We start from the raw sequence: 20,449 nt of genomic DNA, 5'->3' as shown, positions 1-20,449 counted from the left end.
GCGGAGACCTGACGGCGCGTTCAGGTCGGTTCAGCCTCTGTTCAGCGGGGGTGCGCGAGGCTCTGAGCATCAGCTCGGGAGGTCGTCATGAGGCACAAGATCCTGTTGCCCGCGCTAGGAGCCGCAGCCCTGCTGGCCGGCGCCTGCTCCGGGAACGCCGAGAACTCGGGGGCCAAGGGGAGCGACTGCGTACACGTCGTCGACGAGGAGGGCAGGACGGGCGCGGACTGTCTGTCCCTCGCCCCCGAAAGCGCCCGCGTCGACCTCACCGCACCCGACTTCACCGACCCGACGCGGATCACCAACCGCCTCCACCCCACCGCCGAGCTCGACCAGACGATCTACGGCGGCCAGGTGGACGGCAAGCCCTTCCGCACCGAGGTCACCACGCTGCCCGGCACCAAGACCATCACCTGGGACGGCCGCACCATCCACGCCCTGACCTCGCAGTACGTCGCCTTCTCCGACGGACGCGTCAACGAGGTCGCCCTCGACTGGTACGCGCAGGCCGACGACGGCTCCGTCTGGTACCTCGGCGAGGACGTCTTCAACTACGAGGACGGGGTCGTCGCCGACACCGAGGGAACCTGGCAGGCGGGAAAGGGCGAAGCGGGGAAGGACAAGGCACCCGGCGCGATGATCATGCCCGCGGATCCCGCGAAGGGCGACGTCTACCGCACCGAGAACCTGCCCGGGGTCGTCTTCGAGGAGGTCACGGTGAAGGCGGTGGACCAGACCGTCGACGGGCCCTACGGCCGGATCGAGGGCGCGATGACCGTGCGCGAGCTGCACATGGACGGCAGCACCGAGGACAAGGTCTTCGCCCCGGGGTACGGGGAGTTCTCCACATCCGAGGGCGCCGACCTGGAGGCGGTGTCGCTTGCGGTGCCGACGGACGCGAAGCAGGGGGCGGTGCCGGAACGGCTGGCCGCGCTCGACCGGGTGACCGCTGCGGCCCACGAGAACCCCACCGCCGCCACGGTCGCCGCGGTACGGGACGCCTGGGAGGCGTACCGCGCCTCCGACGCCGTACCGGATCTGCTGGAGCGGCAGATGACCCGTGACGTGAATGCTCTCCGCAAGGCCCCCGAGGACCGTTCGGCGGCGCTGCGGGTCGCGCAGAACGTCACGGACCTGCGGCTGCGCTACGAGCCTCTCCGGACGGTCGATCTCGACCGACTGGAGCTGTGGACAGGGCAGTTGGGGATCGACGCGGAGGCCGGTGACACGGGGTCGGTGGCCGGGGACGTGACCGGTCTGGAGCTGGTGTGGCAGCGGCTGGGGGAGACCGGCGACAAGTCCGATGCCGTCGCGGCCGACTTGAAGCAGGCGCGCGAGGCGGCGGACGGGAAGGACACGGCGGCGGTGACGCGGCTGGTGCCGCAACTGGGCGCGGACATTGCCGAGTTGAGGTGAGTGGCTGTTCAGGTCAGGGGCGACTGCCGGGAGGCGGTGGCGAGGGCGCGGCGCAGGGGCGGTGAGGAGGTGGGCGGCCGTGCGGTCGGGGATGCGGTGGTCGACCGGGCCCGTGAACTGGGCGGACGGCTGGAAGCCGAGCAGGGCCGCGGCGTCGGCGGTCTCGCGAAGTACCTTGCCGCGGAAGGTGGTTGGGGCGTCGGCGGGGAGTTGCTGGAGGGCGAAGATCGCCGTGCGGACCTCCTGGGGGAAGGGGGGCGTCGGTCACGGCCGGGGGCTTGGGCCGGCTCAGGAGGCCAGCGGGTCCAGGACCAGCGGCTCGATCTTGCCCTCCAGCATGTAACCCAGCCCCTGTACGGCACACACGTCGGGCCGTTCCGCGATGTGCGCCGGCATGCCCGTCGCGTGCCGCAGCATCTGGTCGAGCCCGGGGAGGAGTGCGCTCCCGCCGACCATCATGATCCCGCGGTCGGCGAGGTCGGCCACCAGGTCGGGCGGGCAGGCCCGGAGCACCTTGCCGATGCCGTCGAGGACGGCCGTCAGCGGGGTCTGGATCGCCTCGCGTACGGCGGCGGTGTCGACCTGCACACTGCGGGCGAGGCCGGTGGCCACGTCCCGGCCGTGGATCTCGGTGGAGGTGGGGCCGTGCGGGGTGAGCCCGTTGCCGGAGAGGGCGAGCTGCAGGGGTCGTACGGACTGACTCGGCAGCATCAGCTCGTGCTGGTGGCGCAGGTGCTGCACGATCGCGTGGTCGACGGCCTCGCCGCCGACGGGGATGCGCTCGGCGGTCACGATGGAGCCCAGGGAGAGGACCGCGACCTGGGTGGCGGCGGCGCCGCAGACCAGCACCATGGTGGCCTCGGGCTGCTCGACGGGCAGCCCGCAGCCGACCGCGGCGGCGATGAGCGTGTCGACGAGCTCGACGCGGCGGGCGCCGAGCCCGACGAGCGTCTCGATCGTCGCCCGCTGGGCCAGCGGATCGGCGTCGTGCGGGGTGCAGGCGGCGGCACGCAGCCGGGGCTTGCGGCGAAGGGTGCGGCGGATCTTGTCGCCGAGCAGGTGCCGCAGCATGCGCTGCGCCATCTCGATGTCGACGACGGTGCCGCCGGAGACGGGCCGCACGACGCGGATGTAGTGGGGCGTACGCCCCGTCATCTTCTCGGCGAACTCGCCGACCGCGATCAGCGCACCCGTCTTCGTGTTCACGGCGGCGACGGACGGCTGGTCGACGACGAGTCCGGCCCCCTTCACGTACACGCGGGTACGGGCCGCCCCCAGATCGACGGCGAAATGGCAGCGGCGCAACTGCTCCAGACTGTCGGTCATGGCAGATCCTCCCGAGAGCGCAGACCGTGGCTGCCGCCGGGTGGCGGGCCTCACTCGCATCGTGCGGGGGTGGGGGAGCGGGCGCCCTTTGTGGGGGGCCGGGTGGGGTGCGGCTGAACGGGGGTATTTGCGGCTTATCTATGTTGTAAAGATGAGTTAAAGGTGGCGTTGGGGGTGGGGGTGAGGGTGGGTCAGAGGGAGCGGGCGGCGTTGAGGACGGGTTCCAGGGAAGAGACGGTCACGTCGCAGCCGGCCTCGCGGAGAAGGCGGTTGGCGGTCGGCGCACTCGCGTAGCCGATGAAGCGCAGGCCGAGCTGCCGGGCGGCGGTCATCTCGGCGACCGAGGACGCGATCACTGCACCTGTGGGGGCGGGGAGGCCGGGGGAGCGCAGGGCGCGGAGGAGGCAGTCGGGGTGGGGCATGAGGCGCGCGAGGTCGTCCCCGCGGCCGTGGACGGACGCCAGTGGGAGGCGGAGAGGGTCCAGATAGCGTTCGGCGGCCGGCTCGGAGACGTCCGTCACGACGGACACGCGGCGGCCGGAGTCGTGCAGGGCGTGGATGAGGGCGGTGGCGTGGCGGGGTGAGTGGGCGATGCGGGCGGCCTGCAGTTCGAGTTGGTCGAGGCGGCTGCGCAGCAGGGGCCCGAGGGGGCTGTGGGCGAACGCGCGCAGGACGGCCAGCGGGTGTACCAACTCGCTCTGCCCGGCGGTCGGGTCGCCGTCCGCACCCGTGAGGGGGCGGCCCGCCAACGCGTCCTCGGGGTCGCGGTGTTCGGCCACGAGGGAGAGGAGTTCGAGGGCGGCCTCGCGTGCCTTCTGTGCGGAGAACAGCGTGGTCAGGGGGCCGTCGAAGCCGACCAGGACGGTTTCGGCACCGGCGAGGAGGTCGCGGAGGGGCCGGGGCCCGGGGGCCGCGGTCCGCTGCGGTGCGGGCGGCGGGTCTACCGGCGTCAGCCTTACCGAGCAGCTCACCGAAAGCCCCGGCACCGGCCACGAACGCAGTCCGTCGCGCACGGCGCGCTGGGCGGCGCCTCCGCGCGCAAGCGGGTAGCGGTGGGTGATGCGGGCCGCCTCCTTGAGGAGGTGGTCGAGCAGTACCTCGGACACGCGGGTGACCTCGGAGCGGACGAAGGCGACCGGATCGTCGACGTGCCAGGCGAGGTCGACCGAGGAGACGAAGGCGCGGCCCCGGGAACTCGGCAGGGACACCTCGTGGGAGGCCTGGTGGGTGGTGACGTCCACTTCGTAGTACGTCGTCAGCCTCGGCGGCCGTTTGCCGTACGGCCGGGCGGGGTTGAGGAGGGTCAACGGGCCGTCCGTCTGGGTGTGCACGATGGCCGTGCCGGCGTCCGGGGCGGTGAGCCCGGCGACGTTGTTGGTGGTGAAGGGGCCGCGCACCAGGTCACGATCCTCCGGCTCCGGCTGCTGCGGCGGCGTCGACAGGTACAGGGGGCAGTACCAGACGACGGGCGCGCTGCCTGAGGAGCTCGCGCGCAGCGCCTGGAAGCGGGCCGTGCTGTCGTCGAAGGCGGAGCTGTTCGCGAACCTCTCGTACACGGCGGGGGAGACGACCACCAGGATGTCCCCGGGCGTACGATCCAGGGCCGCGCGCGCCTCGGGCTGCTCGACGGGATGGTCCGCATCGGCGAACCACGGCGTGTGCCAGAACGTCACCCGGAACCGGGGCGGGTCGTCCAGACCGGCGAGGGCGGTACGGAAACCCCGGAGCACCGCGACCAGCACAGGCAGCACGTCGGCATCGGGTTCGGTGACGATGGCGAAGCCGTTGTCGCGGGTGAGTATCTCGTACTGGTCGGCGGCCAGATCCCCGCGTGTCAGGAGCCTGGTCACCTCTCTGCGGAGGGTGAAGCGGGCCTCCGGCTGCTCGCTCAGGCCGTCCGCCTCGAAGACGATCGTGGACCGGTCCCGCTCCGGCGCGGCGCGCAGCTCGCGGTAGAGCTCCAGGAGGGTCGGGTTCGGGTCGCTGCGCTGCCTCCGGCAGCGCTCCTCGTAGGCCTCGTACGACTCGATGGCCGCGGTGATGTTGCCCAGGCCCTTCAGCGCCAGCATGTGCAGGCGACGGAACTCCGCGTGATCCGGGTGCTCTCGGAGGAGGGCGGAGAGGTCGGCTGCGGCACGTCCGAAGTCGCCGAGTTCCAGGTCGAGTTCCGATCGGGTGGCACGGACGGTGAGTCGGAGGGTGCGGAGGTCGACGCGGGCGGCTTTGGCGGCGGGGCCTGGAATGTCGTCAAGGGGGACGCCGCGCCAGAGGTTCAGGGCGGTCTCGACCCGGTTGCGGCGAGCGGCGGGGTCCAGGCCAGGGGCGTGGCCACTGGCGAGTTCCTCGCACTCGACCACATCGACGTACGCGTCGGCGGTGTGCAGCGCGTACCCGTCGGGGAGGGCGGCGAGGGTGCCGGGGCCCAGGAAGTCGCCGAGCTCCGAGGCGAGTTCGTGGATGTGGGCGATCGCCCGGCGTTCCGGGGCCGGGTCTTCCCAGATGCCCCGCATCAGCTCGGTGAAGGTCACACGCCGTCCGTTCCTGAGGAGCAGCATGCTCAGCAGGGCTTTGCTCGCGGGGGAGAGGTCGGGCAGGGGCTTGTCCCGGTGCCAGATGCGCAGCGGGCCGAGCAGTCGGAAGGTGATGTGGCTCGCGATGTCGGCCCCGGCGAACTGCATGGCCGCGTACCGGGCCGCCTCGGGGTGGTGATCGATCAGCGTGAGCGCTTCTTGGTACGGCGGCGGAGCTGTCGTGATGCGCCGCGCCAACTCCTTGAGCAGCAGCCCGAAGTCGTTGAGATCCGTCGACGCGTCCCTGCCCCTGGACTCATCGCCCAGCGCGAACCGGCTGATCAGGACGGTGCCGTCAGGCCGTAGCAACAGCCCTACCCCGCCGGCCTGGCCGCGTACCAGACCACGTGAGTGCAGGGCCTCAAGGCCCGCCACGCCCTGACACGCCAGCCGCGCGAACATCCGGAGGGAGACCCCCGGACCGCTGCCCTGCAACAGTTCCGCCAGTGTCACGCCGTGCACGAACTCCGAGACCAGATAGGGAGTTTCGCCCTCGAACCCGAAGTCCAGCACAGGCACCACATGCGGATCCCTGACCTCGGCCAGCACACCCGCCTCGCGCAGAAACCGCTCCTGCACCGCAGCCTGCTCCGGATACAGATGCACCACCACGGGCCGCTCAGTCTCCTCGTCCACCGCCTCCCACATCCGCCGCCCCGGCCCCCGAGGTCCGACCAGCCGATACCGCCCCCCGATCAGCTCCGACCGTTCCTCACCCCCACCACCCAGCCGCTCTACGGTCTCCTCGCTCACCGTCGCGAACGCCTGCGCCGCATCCCCCCGCCCCCGCGTCTCCGCCTGGAACTCCCCGGCCGTGAGCCCGGCCCGGTCGTCGATCAACTTGCCGATCCGCACCAGGAGTTCACGGGTCCGCCCCCGCGCCGAACGCGGCAGTGACCGCAGCAGCAACTCCCGTACGCCACCCCGGAAGCCGTAGGAGCCAGGCGGCCCGGGGACGGTCGTGAGCATGCCGCTGAGGATGATCTCGGCCAGGTGCTGGGGGCGCGGGTGGGGTTCCAGGACGCGTTGGACGAGGCGCATCACCGGCAGGGACGGGACGGCGAGTGCCAGGTGCCCGGCGAGGCGGAACGCCTCCGGGGACGCGGTCGCGCGGAAGCGCAGGACCAGGTCCTCCGGCGCCAACGAGGCGATGTCCGGGGCCGGTTCGGGGGGCGGGACGGGCGTTGGTGTCAGCCAGGCCGCCGCACCCGGCAGCCGGCCTCCGCCGGGCGCGGCGAGCAACGCGGCCCAGTTCGCAAGCCACGCCGGACCCGGTTCGAGGACGGGGAGGGGGACCGCGGCCGGGGGCGGCGGCGGGGTGTCCGGGTCGTACGGGGTGAAGGCGAGCGCGGTCGTGGGGGCCGCGGCGGCCGGGGTCGTGAACAGGCCGGGCTCGGCGGGCAGGGCCGTGGTGTGCCAGAGGTGTTCGGGCAGTGGCTGTACGACGGCCAGCGGCATGTGGGCCGCCCAGTGCCGCAGGGTCCGGTACCAGCGCTCGCCCGCCGGGCCCGGGCGCCACTGCGGGCCCATGCAGTCGCTGACGATCAGCGTGACGCTGCGGCCGTCGGCGGGGGCGGGGAGGTGGCGGACCCGGCCGTCGGGGCCGGCCCGGTGCAGGGCGACCGTGCGGAAGATGCCCGACTGGGCGAGCACGGTGTGCAGTTCGCGGACCAGGGGCCGCCATACGGGCATCGTGGGCCCGGCGTCGTACACGAGGTCGAGGCGCAGCCAGCGGTCGCGGGCCGGGCGCAGTACGGGGAGCCAGACGGAGGGGTGCGCGCCGAGCCGGGCGATCCGGTCGACGGTCGCCCGCTCGTCCAGGACCCGGCCGGTCGCCGACGGCACCCGCCGCTTGAGCGGGCGCAGGGCGCGTTGCAGGGCGAGCGGGTGGAGGAGCATCGCGGGCGCGGGGGCGAGCAGAGGGGCACCGCCGCCACCCCGGTCGCCCTGGTGGTCGTCCGCCGGGGCGGCCGGTGGCGAGGGCAGGTGCAGGGGGACACGGCCGTCGTCATCGGACGGATCGGGATCGGTCTCGGGCTCCGGAGCGGGTGGGGAGGGAGGGGGCTGCGGTTCTACGTCGATGGCGGCGGCCGGGGACAGGGGAGCGTCGCCGGTATCGGGGTCCTTTTGCCCCGGAGGCCCCAACTGCCCAGCCAACCAAAGAAGTTCGGCGAGTTCGCGCGAGGTAGGCCCGGCGTCCGGCGACGCGTCGGCTCCCGCGGCGGCGGCCAGAACCGCGGCGAGGCGGGCTACCGGGGACGGCGCATCGCGGCCTGCCGCCCCCGCTTTCGGCTCGCCGCCCCGCGGGCCCTCCGGGTCAGAAGCCATCGCCGTCCGCCGAAGCGCTGAGGTAGGGCATCAGTTGTTCCGCCAGTTCGTCGCGGGAGGCGGCGTCCAGGCCGGCGATGCCGGTGAGGTAGATGGCGTTGAGGAGTTGGTCGGTGGCGAGTTCGCCGCTGCCGGCGCGTTCCAGGAAGCGGGTGATGAGGGGCAGGGCCTGGTCGTCGGGGGTGCCGAGGTGGGCGCGGACGATCTCCGTGAGCTGGGCGCGGTCGGGGCGGCGCAGCTTCAGGCGGACACAGCGGCGAAGGAAGGCAGGGGGAAACTCCCGTTCGCCGTTGCTGGTCAGGACGACGAACGGAAAGGCCCGGCACCGGATCCGGCCACGCTCGACGGTCACCGGGCTGTCCGTGCCGTCGGCGAGGACCTTGGCGGTGGCATCCGGCGCGTCGCGGGCGGCGCGGACCAGCTCCGGGATCTCGTACTGGCCCTCTTCCAGGATGTTCAGCAGGTCGTTGGGAAGGTCGAGGTCGCTCTTGTCGATCTCGTCCACGAGCAGGGCGCGGGGACGGTCGTAGGGGAGGAGTGCCGTGCCCAGCGGGCCGAGGCGCAGGTGGTCCTCCACACCGCCGCCCGCCTCCGGACGGTGGCCGCCGGGCTGCTCGCCGGCCCGCTCCTCGCGACGGGCGGCCTGCCGGGCCGCGTACAGGCGGGACAGCGGGTCGTACTGGTAGAGGCCGTCGGAGAGGGCGCTGCGGCTGGTGATGTTCCAGCGCAGCACGGGGCCGAGGCGCAGCTCGCGCGCCACCGCGTACGCCAGGGACGACTTGCCGGTGCCGGGCGGCCCGGTGACCAGCAGCGGGCGGCGCAGACAGAGCGCGGCGTTGACGAGCTGCACGCTTTCCGGCGTGGCCACATACGTCTCGGCGCGGTGCACGCGGTCCGGGGAGACGGCGGCGTCGTCGTCGGCGTCGCCCGGCGACGGCACCAGGGGCGAGCCGTCGAACGCCCGCCACGGCGGCGGGGCCGGCAACTCGGCGATGCCGTCGTGGGGTTCGCGGTTCCCGGTGTAGACGGACCAGTGCGGCATGTGCGGTCTCCGGTTCCGTGTCCTGGGTCGGTGGGCGTTCGGCGTCGGGTCATGCCACGGGTGATCTGACGTGGGCGGCGGTGTCGTAGTGCGGGTCGGTGAAGCAGCGCGGGTCGTCCCACAGCAGCTGGATCTCACGCGCCCAGTGGCCGTCCGGGTCCTCCGCGTCGGCCTCCTCGCGCAACGCCAGGATGCGGCGCGGGAGTTGGGCGGGGGCGACGTCCGAGACGTACGCGTCGAGCTCGTCGAGGAACGCCTTGCCTGTGCAGCCGTCCACGCCCGCGCAGCCCACCCCTTCCCCTTCTCGCACGCCTTCGCAGCCGCCGCGCGACCACACGATCACCGGGGCGGGTGCGGTGAGCGACATCTCGAAGTGCGGGCGGGTGCGGGTGGCGCGCGGCGCGGCGGCGAAACCCGCGAGGCAGGCGTCGGACCGCCGCAGCGTCAGCCGCAGCTTCCTGGGATCCTCGGAGCCACCGCACTCGACGCGGTGCACACGCGCGCCGGCGCTGGAGTCGAGCCGGTTCCAGGCACGGGTCAGGAGATGGCGGGTGCCGGCCTTGCGGCGTGCGTGGTCGGTGACGACGACGGGATACACGCAGCCCAGGGGCGTGTCGTCGTCGGGGGCGATCCCCCAGCGGTCGACCGGCCAGTCGAGCCAGTCGCGAGGCAGCGAGAAGGCGATCAACTCGTCGCCGCCGGGCGTCAGATGAGGGAAGGCCTCCTCTATCCGGTCCTGGACGAACGCGCGCAGCCTTTCGCGCGGGACCGTGCCCGAGCCGACCGGATGACGACGGCCCGCGCTGTACGCCGACACCTCGACGCGGACCATGTCCGCACCCGCGCCACTGTGCCCGAGCTCGACGAGAATGGGCGCCCACTCGGGCTCGGCCGCCGCCCGGCCCGCGGGGGCGGTGAGCAGGGCCTCCAGACGGTCGGCGAACCGCGTCACCGTGTCCGCGGCCTCCGGCCCGGAGATGTCGCACAGCACGAACAACGCGGCCGACCACAGCGAGTCGAACCCCTCCGGCGGAGTCGGCGGATCGTACGAACCGGCCGCCGCCGAGTACAGCCGTACGGGATCGCAGTCCACGCCCGCCCGTACCGCTCGCTCGACCAGCCCGCGCAGCCGTGTCCGGTCGGCGGCCGGGTGGTCCCGCGTGGGGATCATCCCCTCCAGGTCCTGCCAGTACCGGGCCATGACGTGGGTGGGCATCATCCGCCCGTTGCGCACATCGCGGTCGCCGCTCGCCGCCGTGACCATGCCGACGACCTCGCCGGTGTCGGCCAGGGTGACCGCCGCGCCGCTGAACCCGGCGGCCAGCGGCTGGCCGCCGACCGTCCACGCCTCCAGCTGGACCCACTCTCCCTTGAGCAACCGGCGGCTCGTGGTGCGGCATTCGGCGAAGACGCCCTCGTCGAGGTATCCGGACGGGAACCCGTGCACGACGAGCTTGCGGGGCGGTTCGCCGTACGCGGCGTCGGCGGGTGCCAGCGCGGCCGGGGTGATCGCGACCTCCTCGTCCAGTTCCAGGACGGCCAGGTCACCCGAGGCGGTGACATGACCGGCCCAGCCGCCGTGGGCGGCGACCCGGGCGGTGACGGAGGGCGAGCCGGCGTGCTCCGTGAAGGTCACGGTGACCCGGTCGTTGTCCCGGATGACATGGGCGCAGGTCACGACCTTGCGCGGGGTCACCAGGAAGCCGGTCCCGACCACCCTGCCCCCGTATTCGATACGGGCCTGCCACTCGGCGCTGTTCATGAGGTGCTGCCGGCCTCCGGGGCGGTCGGGGCCGCCGAGGACGGAGACCAGGTCAGCTTGACCACGAGGTGCCCCTCGGCCGTGCCCTTGGCGATGAACGCGCCCGCTTCGGCGGACATCTTCACCCCGAACTCGATCTCGATCCCGTCCGGCCTGAGCGAGCCGCTCCGGAACACCTGGAGCGCGGACTCCGCCGCCGCGCGCACCCCGTCCAGGGCGCCCTCGAAGGTTCGCGTGGCCTGAACCGTGCCGTCGCCGCGCGAGACGAGCCGGGACCCGGGCCCCTCGTCGACGGCCTCCACCGCGATCACGGCACCGTCACCCGTCTTGAACTCCACCAGGCCATCCATGACGTCCCCCGTCGTAGTGACTCCAGCCCATACCCATTGTTACGGACGGTGCTTGGGACTGTCCCGGTTTCCGCGCCCGGAGCATGAACTGCCCTGACTGCCCTGACTGCCCTGACTGCCCTGACTGACAGGACGAGGCGCCGCCTACGCCGTTCCGACGATGCCCCGGATCACCCCCAACTCCACCAAGTCCTGCGGCCGGATGCGGAGTTGGTCGGCCGTCGTCTCCGCCTCCTCCGCCGGTCGCTTCAGGATGGCCGCCGCCAGCTCCGGCGCGATGACGGAGAAGTAACTGTCCGGCGTGGCCCAGGTGTTGCCGGGTGCGGCCAGGGCGAGGGCTCCGCCGGAGCCGCCCTCGCCGATCACCAGCGTCGTCACCGGAGTGCGTGCGGCGGCCACCGCGACGAACAGGTCGGCGATCGCGGCGCCGGCCCCCTGCCGCTCGGCCTCCGCGTCGTTGGCCGCGCCCGGGGTGTCCACCAGGGTCAGCACCGGGATCCCGAGCCGGTCAGCGAGGCGGATCAGGCGGGCGGCGGTGCGGTAGCCGGCGGGGCGGGTCGCGGCCCCGGTCTGGGCGGCGTACGCGACCGTACGGCCTTCACGCTCGCCGAACCCGCACAGCATGCCGTCGGGATCGGTGCCGCCGCAGCGGTCGCCGCTGATGGTGACGCGGTGGGTGAAGTAGGTGTCCAAGTAGCCTTCGGCGTGCGGGCGTTGGGGCGAGCGGGCCCGATGGACGGCCTCCCATCCGGTGACGGGTAGGTCGACGGTGCCGAGGGGTCGGGGTGGCGGTGCCGCCTCGCCGGACGTCCCCGTCAGCAGCCGCAGCCACACCCCCAGCGTCTCCCTCAGCTCCTCCGGCCGTACGATCGCGTCGGCCGCGCCCGCCGCCACCTGCGCCTGAGCCGTGTACGCCGTCGGATCCGCGTCGGGCGGCCGGACCCGTGAACCGGCGAAGCCGACCTGGGCGCCGGGCAGGGCGAGGATCACGTCGGCGCCCGCGCCCAGGGTGGCCCAGCCGCCGCCCGTCGTCGGATCGCGGAGCACCGCGATCTGGGCGAGCCCCGCCTCCCGGGTGAGCGCCGACTGCCGTGCAACGCGTTGGAGTTGGGTGAGGGCGAGCATGCCCTCCTGCATGCGGCTGCCGCCGGTCGCGATGAGCGGGACGACCGGCAGACGGTGCTCGCGCGCATACGTGTACGCCGCCTCCAGCCGGTCCCCGGTGCGCTCGCCCAGCGAGCCGCCGAGGAAGCCGAACTCGAAGGCGATCAGCACGGCCGGGATACCGCCGACGGTCGCGTGCCCGCAGACGACGGACTCCTCCTCGCCGGTGCGCGCGGCGGCGCGGGCGCGCGAGGCGTCGTAGCCCTGCCAGGAGAGGGGCCCGTCGGGCTTCGACCGACTATGGGAATCCCCCTGGGACTCCCTTGTGGGGGTGGGCAGTTGGCGGAATTCGTCGGCGACGAGGGCTATGGTCTCGCGGGCGGACAGGCGGCGCGGCTCAGGCACGGCTGTCGCTGCCCAGCGCCCGCTTCATGATCTTCCCCATGTCGTTGCGGGGGAGGGAGTCGAGGTGGTGGACGACGCGTGGCCGCTTGTGCGGGGCGAGCCGCCGGGCCACGTGATCGGCCAACTCCTCGACCCCCGGCGGTGATTGGGGATCCGCCGGGACGATCCAGGCGACGATCCGCTCGCCCAGATCGGCGTCGGGCTCCCCGGTGACGGCGGCTTCGCGCACCCCCGGGTGTTCGAGGAGCGCGTTCTCGATCTCACCGGCCCCGATCTTGTAACCCCCGCTCTTGATCAGGTCGGTTGCCTTGCGGCCGACGATGCGGACGTACCCGTCGGGATCGCGCACGGCCATGTCCCCGGTGCGGAACCAGCCGTCGGCGGTGAAGGCGGCGGCTGTGGCGTCGGGCCGGTTGAGGTACTCGGTGAACAGGTTGGCGCCGCGCACCTGGATCTCGCCCACGCTCTCACCGTCGTACGACGTGATCGGCGTCCCGTCCTCCTCGACAAGGCGCAACTCGACGCCCGGCAACGGAAGTCCGACGGTCCCGGCCCTGGCCTCACCGTCCACGCGCACGCTCGTGTTCATGAGCGTCTCCGTCATGCCGTACCGCTCGATCACCCGCCGCCCGGTCGCGGCCGCGATCCGCTCGTGGTCGTGCACGGGCAGCGCGGCGGAACCGGAGACCAACAGCCGCGCCCGGCCGAGCGCCTTGGCCAGCCCGGGGTCGTCGGGCAGTGCCTCCGCGATGCGGTGGTACATCGTCGGCACCCCGAACAGCATGGTCGCGCCGTCGTTCAGCTCCCGCGTCACGCCCTCGGTGTCGAACCGGCCCAGGTGGCGCACCGATCCGCCGCGCCGCAGCGGGCCGAGCACGCCCAGCACCAGCCCGTGCACATGGAACAGCGGCAACCCGTGCACGAGCACGTCGTCGCCGGTCCACTGCCAGGCGTCGGCCAGCGCGTCCAGGGTCGCGGCGACGGCCCGGCGCGGGAGGACGGCACCCTTGGGTGGGCCGGTGGTGCCGGAGGTGTAGACGACGAGGGCGGGGGCCTCGTCGCCCGCACGGGAGGCATCGGCATCGGCTACTGGTCCGGCGGCGCGTACGTCGACGTCGATGCGCTCCAAATCCCGTACGGCAGCAGGTAGTTCATCACCGGGAGCCGCCAGCACCACCGACGGCGCACTGTCGGACAGGATGTGCCCGAGCTCCTTCTCGCCCGACTTCGGATTCAGCGGTACGGCGGCCACGCCCGCCTGGAGCGCGGCCACAACGGCGACGGCGGTCTCCAGCGCCGGTGTCGCCCACACCGCCACCCGGCCCGCACCGCCGATACGGTCCGCCAGTGAACCGGCCGCGGCGGCCAGCTCCGCGTACGTCAGGGAACGGGCGCCGAACCGCAGGGCGATGCGCTCGCCCGGACCGTCGGTGAGGGCCGGAAAGAGAGAAGGCACGCGTCGTACTCCTTGTCGTCCGTCAGCAGGTCCAGCGGGTCCAGGTGGTGCGGGTGACTCGACGAGTGTCACCCGCCCGGGACGTCACCCCCAACCGGGGACGACCAGCACCAGCCACACCACCGCCGGCACCACCGCGACCACCATCCCTCCGTACATCATCAACTGCCGGAAGAAACGCTCACGATCGACGTCCGGAGCGGCGGCCAGCACCAGCGCCCCGTTCGTCGAGAAGGGGCTCACGTCCACGACCGTCGCTGACACCGCGAGCGCCGCCACCATGCCGACCGCCCCGATCTCGCCCTGCGCCAGGAACGGCACCGCGAGCGGGATCAGCGCGCCCATGATCCCCACGGAGGAGGCGAACGCCGAGATGATGCCGCCGATGTAGCAGAGCAGCAGCGCGGCCAGGAGCGGGACGCCGATATCGCTGACGCCCTCGCCCGCCCAGGTGATGGTGCCCATCTCCTCCAGGACACCGACGTAGGTGAGGACACCGCAGATCAACAGCACCGTCGACCAGGCGATCTGGCCGACCGCCTTGCGGCTGTCCTCCGGCCAGGCCGTGCTGAGCAGTACGGCGAGGGTGATCGCGGTGAGCCCGGTGTCGAGGTCGAACGCGAGCACGGCGACGACGAGCGCGACCAGGGCAGTGAGGGTGGCGATGCGGGCGGGGGTCAGACGGGTGCCGGGTTCGGTGGGGGTGCGGGTGGCTACGGCGGTGGTGGTGGGGGTGGCACCTGACGTACCGCCGGTGTCCGGGTGAGTACCCGGACCCTCGCCCTTGGAGGACGTGCCCTGGGATGAGGAAGACCCGCCGTCCCCGTCCGTCGATACCGAACCCTGCGCCCACAGCTTGAGCCCGCCCAAGGCGACGAACAGGATGCTCGCGATGACGAGGTTGACGACCAGGGAGGCCAGGAACAGGGCGATCTCGTTGCCGGGGAGCTTCTCGCGCTCGACGATGCCGTTCACGATCGAGCCGTAGATGCTGATCGGGGAGAAACCCCCGCCCTGGGCGCCGTGCACGACCATCGCGCCCATCAGCAACGGGCTGATCCCGTACCGCGCGGCGAAGCTCAGCGCGATCGGCGCGACGATCGCGACCGCGGCCGGACTGACCGCGCCGATCGCCGTGAGCGTGCCGGTGAGCGCGAACATCACCCAGGGGATCAGCGCCACCCGCCCGCGAACGAGCCGTATCGAGGCGTGCACCAGCCAGTCGGTCGTGCCGTTGGCGCGGGCGATGGCGAAGAGGTACGTGACGCCGACGAGGACGACGAAGAGATCGCCGGGAAACCCGGCGAAGATGCCGTCCGCGTCGAGATCGGCGACGAGCTCACCGACCGCGAAGGCGGCGGCGAAAGCGAGCGCGCCCATGTTGACGGAGCGGGTGGTGGCGATGACGAACACCACGGCGAGGACGAGGATCGAGATGAGTTCGGGGGACATACGGGCTCCCGTCGTTGGGTCCCGGAGCGGTTGAGTGGGGCTAGCGTGGGCATGACAGGCTGGGGCGTCAAGGGTGCCGTCGAGAGCCGATCGGGCGCCGGTTCAGACGAGGCGCCTCGTCCTCACCGGCGTCGCGAGAAGTCCCCTACGCGGCCGCCTCCACCACGTCCGCGACCACACAGCTGACGTTGTCCGGGCCGCCGGCGGCGTTCGCCTCGGCGACGAGTGCGCGGACCGTTTCGTCCGGGGCGGGGGTCGAGACCAGGAGCCGGCGGAGGTGGTCCTCGGGGACGACTGTCGACAGGCCGTCCGAGCAGAGGAGGTAGCGGTCCCCGGGACGGGCGTCGTGGAGGCGGAGGTCCGGAGGCGTGGGGGATCCGGCGGTCAGGGCTTTCAGGAGGAGGGCGCGCTGGGGGTGGGACATCGCTTCCTCGGGGGTCAGCCGGCCCTCGTCGACCATCGACTGGACGAGGGTGTGGTCGTCGGTGATCCGGAACAGGCCGCCGCCGCGCAGCAGATACGCGCGGGAGTCGCCGATGTGCACCAGCGCCAGCCGGGAGCCCGTCCAGATGAGGGCGGTCAGTGTCGTGCCGGCCTCCTCGTCGTCCCGCGCCGCGTCCCGGACCGCCTCCGTCGCACCCCGCACCGCCTCGTCCAGGAGGTTGAGGACGTTGCCCGCGGGGAGCTCGTCGGTGTCCAGGAACCGCAGCGCCTCCACAGCGGCGCCGCTCGCGGGCGCGCCCGCCGCTCCGAAGCCGTCCGCGACCGCGAGCAGCCGGGTGCCCGCGTACGCCGTGTCCTGGTTCTGGGCGCGGACCCGGCCGGGGTCCGAGTGGGCGGAGTAACGCAGTTCGAGCATGGTGGTGTCCTTCCTCGGTGCAGTCGTAGTCGTCAGCTGGTCGATCAGGAACGCGGCCAGGTCCCGCCGTACGGCCGTCTCCGCCTCGACCCGCGCCCAGTAGACGCGGATCTCCCGGGCGGCGGCCGTGGGTTCGAGGGCGCACACCTCGCGGATGCGGGCCAGCGGCATTGCCAGCCGTCGCAGCCACGCCACCAGCCGGGCCTGCTCAAGCTGGCCGATCGCGTAGTACCGGTATCCGGTGTCCGGGTCGACCCGTGCCGGACGCAGCAGTTCCAGCTCGTCGTACAGCCGTAGCGCCTTCGGTGACAGTCGGCACGCCTTCGAGAAGGCGCCGATGGTCAGCCACTCCATGTGAGCTCCTCGTTCGTTCCCTGCCACCGATGCTGGGGCTTCCCCGAAGGTGAAGGTCAATTCGGTTGCCGCGGTTGCGGTGGAAGTGCGTAACCTGCGACCGGATCGATCACCCGCAGCCACCCGCCGTACGAACCTGGAGTCCGCCGTGCCTCGCATCGCCCTCGTCACCTACGACCCCGGAACGGAACCGCACAAGGACGTCGACCTCCCGGTGCTGGTGGCGGCGTTGCGGGAGGCGGGTGCCGATGCTGTCGCCGTGTGCTGGGACGACCAGGACGTGGACTGGAGTGGGTTCGATCTCGCTGTCATCCGGTCGACCTGGGACTACAGCTGGCGGGCGGAGGAGTTCGTGGCGTGGGCCGAGCGGTGCGGGAAGGCGACGCGGCTGGCCAATCCCGTCGGCGTCGTGCGCTGGAGCACCGACAAGCGGTATCTCGGGGAGCTGGCGGCGGCCGGCGTGCCCGTCGTGCCGACGCGGTATGTCGCTCCCGGGGACGCGGTCGACCTGCCCGAAGACCGCGAGTACGTCATCAAGCCCACCTCCGGAGCCGGCTCCCGTCTCGCCGCCCGCCACACACCCGACCAGCCCGAGACGGCCGTACGACACCTCGCGCGCATGCACAGCGAGGGGCTCACCGCGATGATCCAGCCGTACGTCTCCGGAATCGACGTCAGTGGCGAGCGTGCCCTCCTGTTCGTCGGCGGGAGCTTCCTGCACGCCAGCCGGAAGGGCGCGGTACTGGCGCCGGGGACGGCCTACGACGACGCCCGGGTGGCCCACCCGAACCTGGAGCCCTGGACCCCGACCCCGGCCGAACTCTCCGTCGCCGAACGCGCGTTGGCCGCCGTACCGGATGCGCCCGAGCTGCTGTACGCGCGCGTGGACCTCGTCGACGGAGAGGACGGGGAGCCGCGGGTCATGGAACTGGAGCTGGTCGAGCCGAACTTCTTTCTCTTCCTGCATCCTGGGTCGGTGCGGGGAGCGAGCGAGGCGATTTTGGCGGCGGCGAGCCGTTAGGCCGGTTCACGCCTCCAGTTGTGCGCGGATGAGTGTGTCGAGTCGCTGCCATGCCGGGGACGAGGCGTTGACCGTGCTCTGGATGAGGGCGGGGATCTCGGAGCCGGTGTTCGGTTGGGGCGGTTCGTCGGGGCCGTAGCGTGTTCGATGTGCCTCGGCGATTCGGCGGGCGAGGTCGTCGATGGCGGGGTCGTCGGGGTTGAGGTCGTGTGCGTGGTCGTAGGCGAGGAAGAGTCGGCGTAGAGCTGGGTCCGACAGGATCTCGGTCTGGTCGTGGAACGCGGCGCTCGCATGGTCGGGGTGGGTGGCGAACACGAGGATCCACAGGTCGCGTTGCAGGTTCACCCAGCGCGGGGTGAAGCCCCAGCCGGCCAGGTCCTCCAAGTGGGCGCCGACCTCGGCGGGCAGCGGCGACAGCTGTCCGGCGGCGAGTCGGCGCAGACGCCCCTGCGTTGCCCGCAGGCCGCGGATGCGGGCGGTGAGCTCGTCGTCGATCTCGCGCAGCGCCTGCTGGAACTCCTCGTTGGTCCCTGATCTCAGTTCCCGGATACGTGCCAGCGGGACGCCGGCTTCGGCGAGCGTCCGGATCTTGATCAGGTCGATTGCGTCGTTCGCGCCGTACCGGCGGTAGCCGGACGCGTCACGGTCGGGCTCAGGGAGCAGCCCCTTGTCGTGATAGACGCGGATGGTCTTGATCGACACTCCGACGTAGCCGGCCAGCTGCCCGATGGTGATCACCTGGCGATCCTTCCACTTGACCCTTCCCCAGGGGCAGGGTTGCAGCATGGCGTCATGGCGAACATGAACTTCGATCGGGAGACTCTGCGCGAGCTGGCAGACGAGGGCAACGAGACGGCTCTGGACCGGCTGGCCGACCTCGCCGACGCGGCCGCCGACCTCGGGGAGCTGAGCGAGCTGCTGGACGAGGGATCCATGCACGCCGGCTTCCTGCTCACCCGACGCGCGACCGCGACCGCCGACCTGCGCGAGCTGCAACGGATCTCCGACGCAGGGTACGAGGAGGCCGGGAAGGAGCTGGACCGGCTGCTGAAGGCAACGACCGACGAGCATCGTTAGCGGCGCCGGTAGCCGGGGTGATCGGAGCGTTTGGACCACGTCGGCGGCGGCCGACCTGCGGCTTTCCCCTCGCAGCCTGGCCCAAAGGGGCCAATCGCCGGGACTGAACCCCACGGGCGGGCCCAGCCGCTAGCCGTCGACCGCCGTCCTCTGCAACAACCCCCACGTGAACTCGGCCACGACCTTCCGCCGCACCCCCTGCCCGTCCGGAGCCGTGAACGCCAGCCCCCAACGGGTCGGGGCCGTGCCCTCCAGTGGGCGGGCGGGGGCGAAGGCGTGGGCCGTTTCGTCGACCGTGCAGGACCAGGGGGTCAGGTCATCGAGGGTGCGCAGGTCAGGGCCCTTGGCGCCTGGGGCTCGGACGAGCCATTCGTTCCAGGCCTGGCCGTTGGGGGCGACCAGCACCTCGAAGCGGAGGTCGGGCCAGAGGGGGAGTGGCCAGTGCCAGGCCTCGCACTCCAGGTCGCCGATCTTGCGAGGGGTCACCGACTCCGGGGTGCCCAGGATCGAGCGGTACCGGGAGGCCGCGGCACGGGCCCGTGGGGAGTGGAGCATGGCCTGCCAACGCTTGTTGGCCTCGCGCATGTCCGCGATGGAGACACCGAGCTCGTGGCGGGCGTCCTCCACCAGATCGGGGTTGTGGTCGGCCATACGGCGCAGCAGCACCAGCTGGAAGTCGTTGGTGTTGAAGGGCATGGGGCCATCATCGTCGCCCGGCCGCTCTCTCGCCTTCCCGTCCTTCCGTCACGGCGTCATCCGTTTTACGAACTCCTCGTGCTCGTCCTCAGACACCTGCACCCCCGACGACGGCAGCAACTGCGGAATCCCGTCCACGATCGGGTAACGGCGACGCAGTCTCGGGTTGTACAGCGCCTCCCGCGCCGACACCGACTCGTCCGCCACCGGCACAGGTGCGAGCAGGTGCAGTCTCCCCTTGTCCAGCGGGCACGCCAGGATCTTCAGCAGGGGGTCGTCGGGGTTCATGGGGTGGTCAACTCCTTGGCGGCGATGGGCTGTTGGGGGGTCGCATCATGCTTCGGCATGGTCAGCAGCACGGCCACCGCCAGCACCGTGCCCGCCAGGCGAAGGGCGAGGCGCAGGGGGTCCTGGGGGAGTGCCTCGCCGAACGACATCGTGCCGAGCACCGCCGTGAACAGGCAGGTCACCGTCGTACAGACCGGCACGATCAGGGAGGCCCGGCAGCGTTGCAGCGCCGCCTGCGACATGACCAGGCCGAACGCGCCCGTGAACAGCAGAAGATATGGGTACGGGGAGCGCAGTAGTCCAACTAGAGCGTCTGCCAGGCCACTTGTCGTCAGGTAGCTCGACACGCCCTTGATGGCCAGCGAGCTCACCCCGTACAACAGGCCGACCGCCACGCCGTATTCGACGCCCGTCGTCGGCAGGCGGTGGCGGTGGCGGGTGCGGCGTTCGGCGGATCCGTAGAGCCATACGCCGGCCGCCAGGGACGGCACGCAGACCAGGAGGATCAGGGGGTAGGGGGCCTCGCGGCTTACCGTTTCCGCGCCCTCCTTCAGGGACAGTACGACCATCAGCAGGGCGGCGAGGATCGCGCCGAGGGCGTAGCGTTCGCGGCCGGTGGTCTCCTCGCCCAGGAGGCGGGTGGAGAGCAGGACCAGCAGGACCAGGCCGGACACGAAGATGCCCTGTGCGGCGGCGATCGGCAGGGTGCGGTAGACGGCGAGCTGTGCGGCGAAGCCCGCCGCCAGGGACAGTGAGCCCGCTATCCACAGCGGGCTGCCGAGCACCAGCCGTACCAGGCGGGCCGGGCGGTGGATGTCGACCTCCGGGAGAGCCGCCAACGCCCGTTTCTCCAGGACGAATCCGGTGCTGTACAGGACGTTGGCCATCAGGGCCGCCGCGACTCCCCACCACATGTCCTGCCTCCCTCACTCACGTACAGACG

At 72.1% G+C, this 20,449-nt stretch carries 16 protein-coding genes and 1 pseudogene; 3 read left to right on the top strand and 14 right to left on the bottom strand.

All coding sequences use genetic code 11. The annotated features are described in order from the left end of the window. Positions 1-87: 87 nt before the first annotated feature. Entirely contained in the window at positions 88-1,416 is a 1,329-nt protein-coding gene (locus AC5DRG_RS16505) for a hypothetical protein (protein ID WP_491811262.1), read from the top strand. 11 nt (positions 1,417-1,427) lie between these two features. On the opposite strand, the pseudogene AC5DRG_RS16500 reads toward AC5DRG_RS16505, so the two are convergent. The 10 genes and pseudogenes from AC5DRG_RS16500 to AC5DRG_RS16455 all read right to left on the bottom strand — a co-directional run. Then, positions 1,428-1,662: pseudogene (locus AC5DRG_RS16500) on the bottom strand (histidine kinase); the annotation flags it as partial. 42 nt (positions 1,663-1,704) lie between these two features. Beyond that, the gene (locus AC5DRG_RS16495; RefSeq protein WP_491811261.1) at positions 1,705-2,742 is read right to left on the bottom strand and encodes a rod shape-determining protein; all 1,038 of its coding nucleotides are present in this window, start codon (positions 2,740-2,742) and stop codon (positions 1,705-1,707) included. Between the two features lie 191 nt (positions 2,743-2,933). Then, positions 2,934-7,640, bottom strand: coding sequence for an SAV_2336 N-terminal domain-related protein (locus AC5DRG_RS16490; protein WP_491811260.1), 4,707 nt, complete (start codon positions 7,638-7,640; stop codon positions 2,934-2,936). After that, on the bottom strand, positions 7,630-8,682 hold the full coding sequence (locus AC5DRG_RS16485; protein ID WP_491811259.1) for an AAA family ATPase: 1,053 nt from the start codon (positions 8,680-8,682) through the stop codon (positions 7,630-7,632). The genes AC5DRG_RS16490 and AC5DRG_RS16485 overlap by 11 nt, the downstream gene beginning before the upstream one ends. A 49-nt stretch (positions 8,683-8,731) precedes the next feature. After that, positions 8,732-10,444: a VMAP-C domain-containing protein gene (locus tag AC5DRG_RS16480; protein WP_491811258.1), complete on the bottom strand. Its 1,713-nt coding sequence runs from the start codon at positions 10,442-10,444 to the stop codon at positions 8,732-8,734. Then, positions 10,441-10,794, bottom strand: a complete 354-nt coding sequence (locus AC5DRG_RS16475) for a CU044_2847 family protein (protein ID WP_491811257.1) — start codon at positions 10,792-10,794, stop codon at positions 10,441-10,443. The genes AC5DRG_RS16480 and AC5DRG_RS16475 overlap by 4 nt, the downstream gene beginning before the upstream one ends. Positions 10,795-10,938: 144 nt before the next feature. Beyond that, positions 10,939-12,303 carry a carboxyl transferase domain-containing protein gene (locus AC5DRG_RS16470; protein ID WP_491811256.1) on the bottom strand — a complete coding sequence of 455 codons (1,365 nt, stop codon included), beginning with the start codon at positions 12,301-12,303 and terminating at the stop codon, positions 10,939-10,941. After that, complete coding sequence (locus AC5DRG_RS16465; protein ID WP_491811255.1) at positions 12,296-13,759, bottom strand: acyl-CoA synthetase; 1,464 nt, start codon at positions 13,757-13,759, stop codon at positions 12,296-12,298. Before AC5DRG_RS16465 ends, AC5DRG_RS16470 begins: the two co-directional genes overlap by 8 nt. A gap of 84 nt (positions 13,760-13,843) precedes the next feature. Further along, positions 13,844-15,211: an SLC13 family permease gene (locus tag AC5DRG_RS16460; protein WP_491811254.1), complete on the bottom strand. Its 1,368-nt coding sequence runs from the start codon at positions 15,209-15,211 to the stop codon at positions 13,844-13,846. 145 nt (positions 15,212-15,356) lie between these two features. Beyond that, entirely contained in the window at positions 15,357-16,424 is a 1,068-nt protein-coding gene (locus AC5DRG_RS16455) for a MerR family transcriptional regulator (protein WP_491811253.1), read from the bottom strand. Positions 16,425-16,572: 148 nt separating this feature from the next. Between AC5DRG_RS16455 and AC5DRG_RS16450 the strand changes: the two genes are divergently transcribed. Continuing rightward, on the top strand, positions 16,573-17,445 hold the full coding sequence (locus AC5DRG_RS16450) for an ATP-grasp domain-containing protein (RefSeq protein WP_491811252.1): 873 nt from the start codon (positions 16,573-16,575) through the stop codon (positions 17,443-17,445). 6 nt (positions 17,446-17,451) lie between these two features. On the opposite strand, the gene AC5DRG_RS16445 is transcribed toward AC5DRG_RS16450, so the two are convergent. After that, on the bottom strand, positions 17,452-18,183 hold the full coding sequence (locus AC5DRG_RS16445) for a MerR family transcriptional regulator (RefSeq protein ID WP_491811251.1): 732 nt from the start codon (positions 18,181-18,183) through the stop codon (positions 17,452-17,454). A 54-nt stretch (positions 18,184-18,237) separates the two neighbouring features. On the opposite strand from AC5DRG_RS16445, the gene AC5DRG_RS16440 reads away from it, so the two are divergent. Beyond that, complete coding sequence (locus AC5DRG_RS16440; protein ID WP_491811250.1) at positions 18,238-18,522, top strand: hypothetical protein; 285 nt, start codon at positions 18,238-18,240, stop codon at positions 18,520-18,522. A gap of 129 nt (positions 18,523-18,651) precedes the next feature. On the opposite strand, the gene AC5DRG_RS16435 is transcribed toward AC5DRG_RS16440, so the two are convergent. The 3 genes from AC5DRG_RS16435 to AC5DRG_RS16425 are packed head-to-tail and all read right to left on the bottom strand — an operon-like array spanning position 18,652 to position 20,420. Continuing rightward, positions 18,652-19,218, bottom strand: a complete 567-nt coding sequence (locus AC5DRG_RS16435) for a hypothetical protein (protein ID WP_491811249.1) — start codon at positions 19,216-19,218, stop codon at positions 18,652-18,654. Between the two features lie 48 nt (positions 19,219-19,266). Beyond that, on the bottom strand, positions 19,267-19,506 hold the full coding sequence (locus AC5DRG_RS16430; RefSeq protein ID WP_491811248.1) for a Trm112 family protein: 240 nt from the start codon (positions 19,504-19,506) through the stop codon (positions 19,267-19,269). Then, positions 19,503-20,420 carry a DMT family transporter gene (locus AC5DRG_RS16425; protein WP_491811247.1) on the bottom strand — a complete coding sequence of 306 codons (918 nt, stop codon included), beginning with the start codon at positions 20,418-20,420 and terminating at the stop codon, positions 19,503-19,505. The genes AC5DRG_RS16430 and AC5DRG_RS16425 overlap by 4 nt, the downstream gene beginning before the upstream one ends. Positions 20,421-20,449: the final 29 nt, after the last annotated feature.

The sequence above is a fragment of the Streptomyces sp. JLBG701 genome, from assembly GCF_058544905.1.
Note: the sequence above shows the minus strand (reverse complement) of the source record. Positions and strands in the feature narration are given on the sequence as shown.

Excerpts from the sequence above, each read along its gene's own strand:
- AC5DRG_RS16480 (WP_491811258.1), bottom strand. The coding sequence starts at position 10,444 with ATGAACAGCGCCGAGTGGCAGGCCCGTATCGAATACGGGGGCAGGGTG.
- AC5DRG_RS16505 (WP_491811262.1), top strand. The coding sequence starts at position 88 with ATGAGGCACAAGATCCTGTTGCCCGCGCTAGGAGCCGCAGCCCTGCTG.
- AC5DRG_RS16490 (WP_491811260.1), bottom strand. The coding sequence starts at position 7,640 with ATGGCTTCTGACCCGGAGGGCCCGCGGGGCGGCGAGCCGAAAGCGGGG.
- AC5DRG_RS16460 (WP_491811254.1), bottom strand. The coding sequence starts at position 15,211 with ATGTCCCCCGAACTCATCTCGATCCTCGTCCTCGCCGTGGTGTTCGTC.
- AC5DRG_RS16495 (WP_491811261.1), bottom strand. The coding sequence starts at position 2,742 with ATGACCGACAGTCTGGAGCAGTTGCGCCGCTGCCATTTCGCCGTCGAT.
- AC5DRG_RS16440 (WP_491811250.1), top strand. The coding sequence starts at position 18,238 with ATGGCGAACATGAACTTCGATCGGGAGACTCTGCGCGAGCTGGCAGAC.
- AC5DRG_RS16485 (WP_491811259.1), bottom strand. The coding sequence starts at position 8,682 with ATGCCGCACTGGTCCGTCTACACCGGGAACCGCGAACCCCACGACGGC.
- AC5DRG_RS16435 (WP_491811249.1), bottom strand. The coding sequence starts at position 19,218 with ATGCCCTTCAACACCAACGACTTCCAGCTGGTGCTGCTGCGCCGTATG.
- AC5DRG_RS16475 (WP_491811257.1), bottom strand. The coding sequence starts at position 10,794 with ATGGATGGCCTGGTGGAGTTCAAGACGGGTGACGGTGCCGTGATCGCG.
- AC5DRG_RS16455 (WP_491811253.1), bottom strand. The coding sequence starts at position 16,424 with ATGGAGTGGCTGACCATCGGCGCCTTCTCGAAGGCGTGCCGACTGTCA.
- AC5DRG_RS16430 (WP_491811248.1), bottom strand. The coding sequence starts at position 19,506 with ATGAACCCCGACGACCCCCTGCTGAAGATCCTGGCGTGCCCGCTGGAC.
- AC5DRG_RS16425 (WP_491811247.1), bottom strand. The coding sequence starts at position 20,420 with ATGTGGTGGGGAGTCGCGGCGGCCCTGATGGCCAACGTCCTGTACAGC.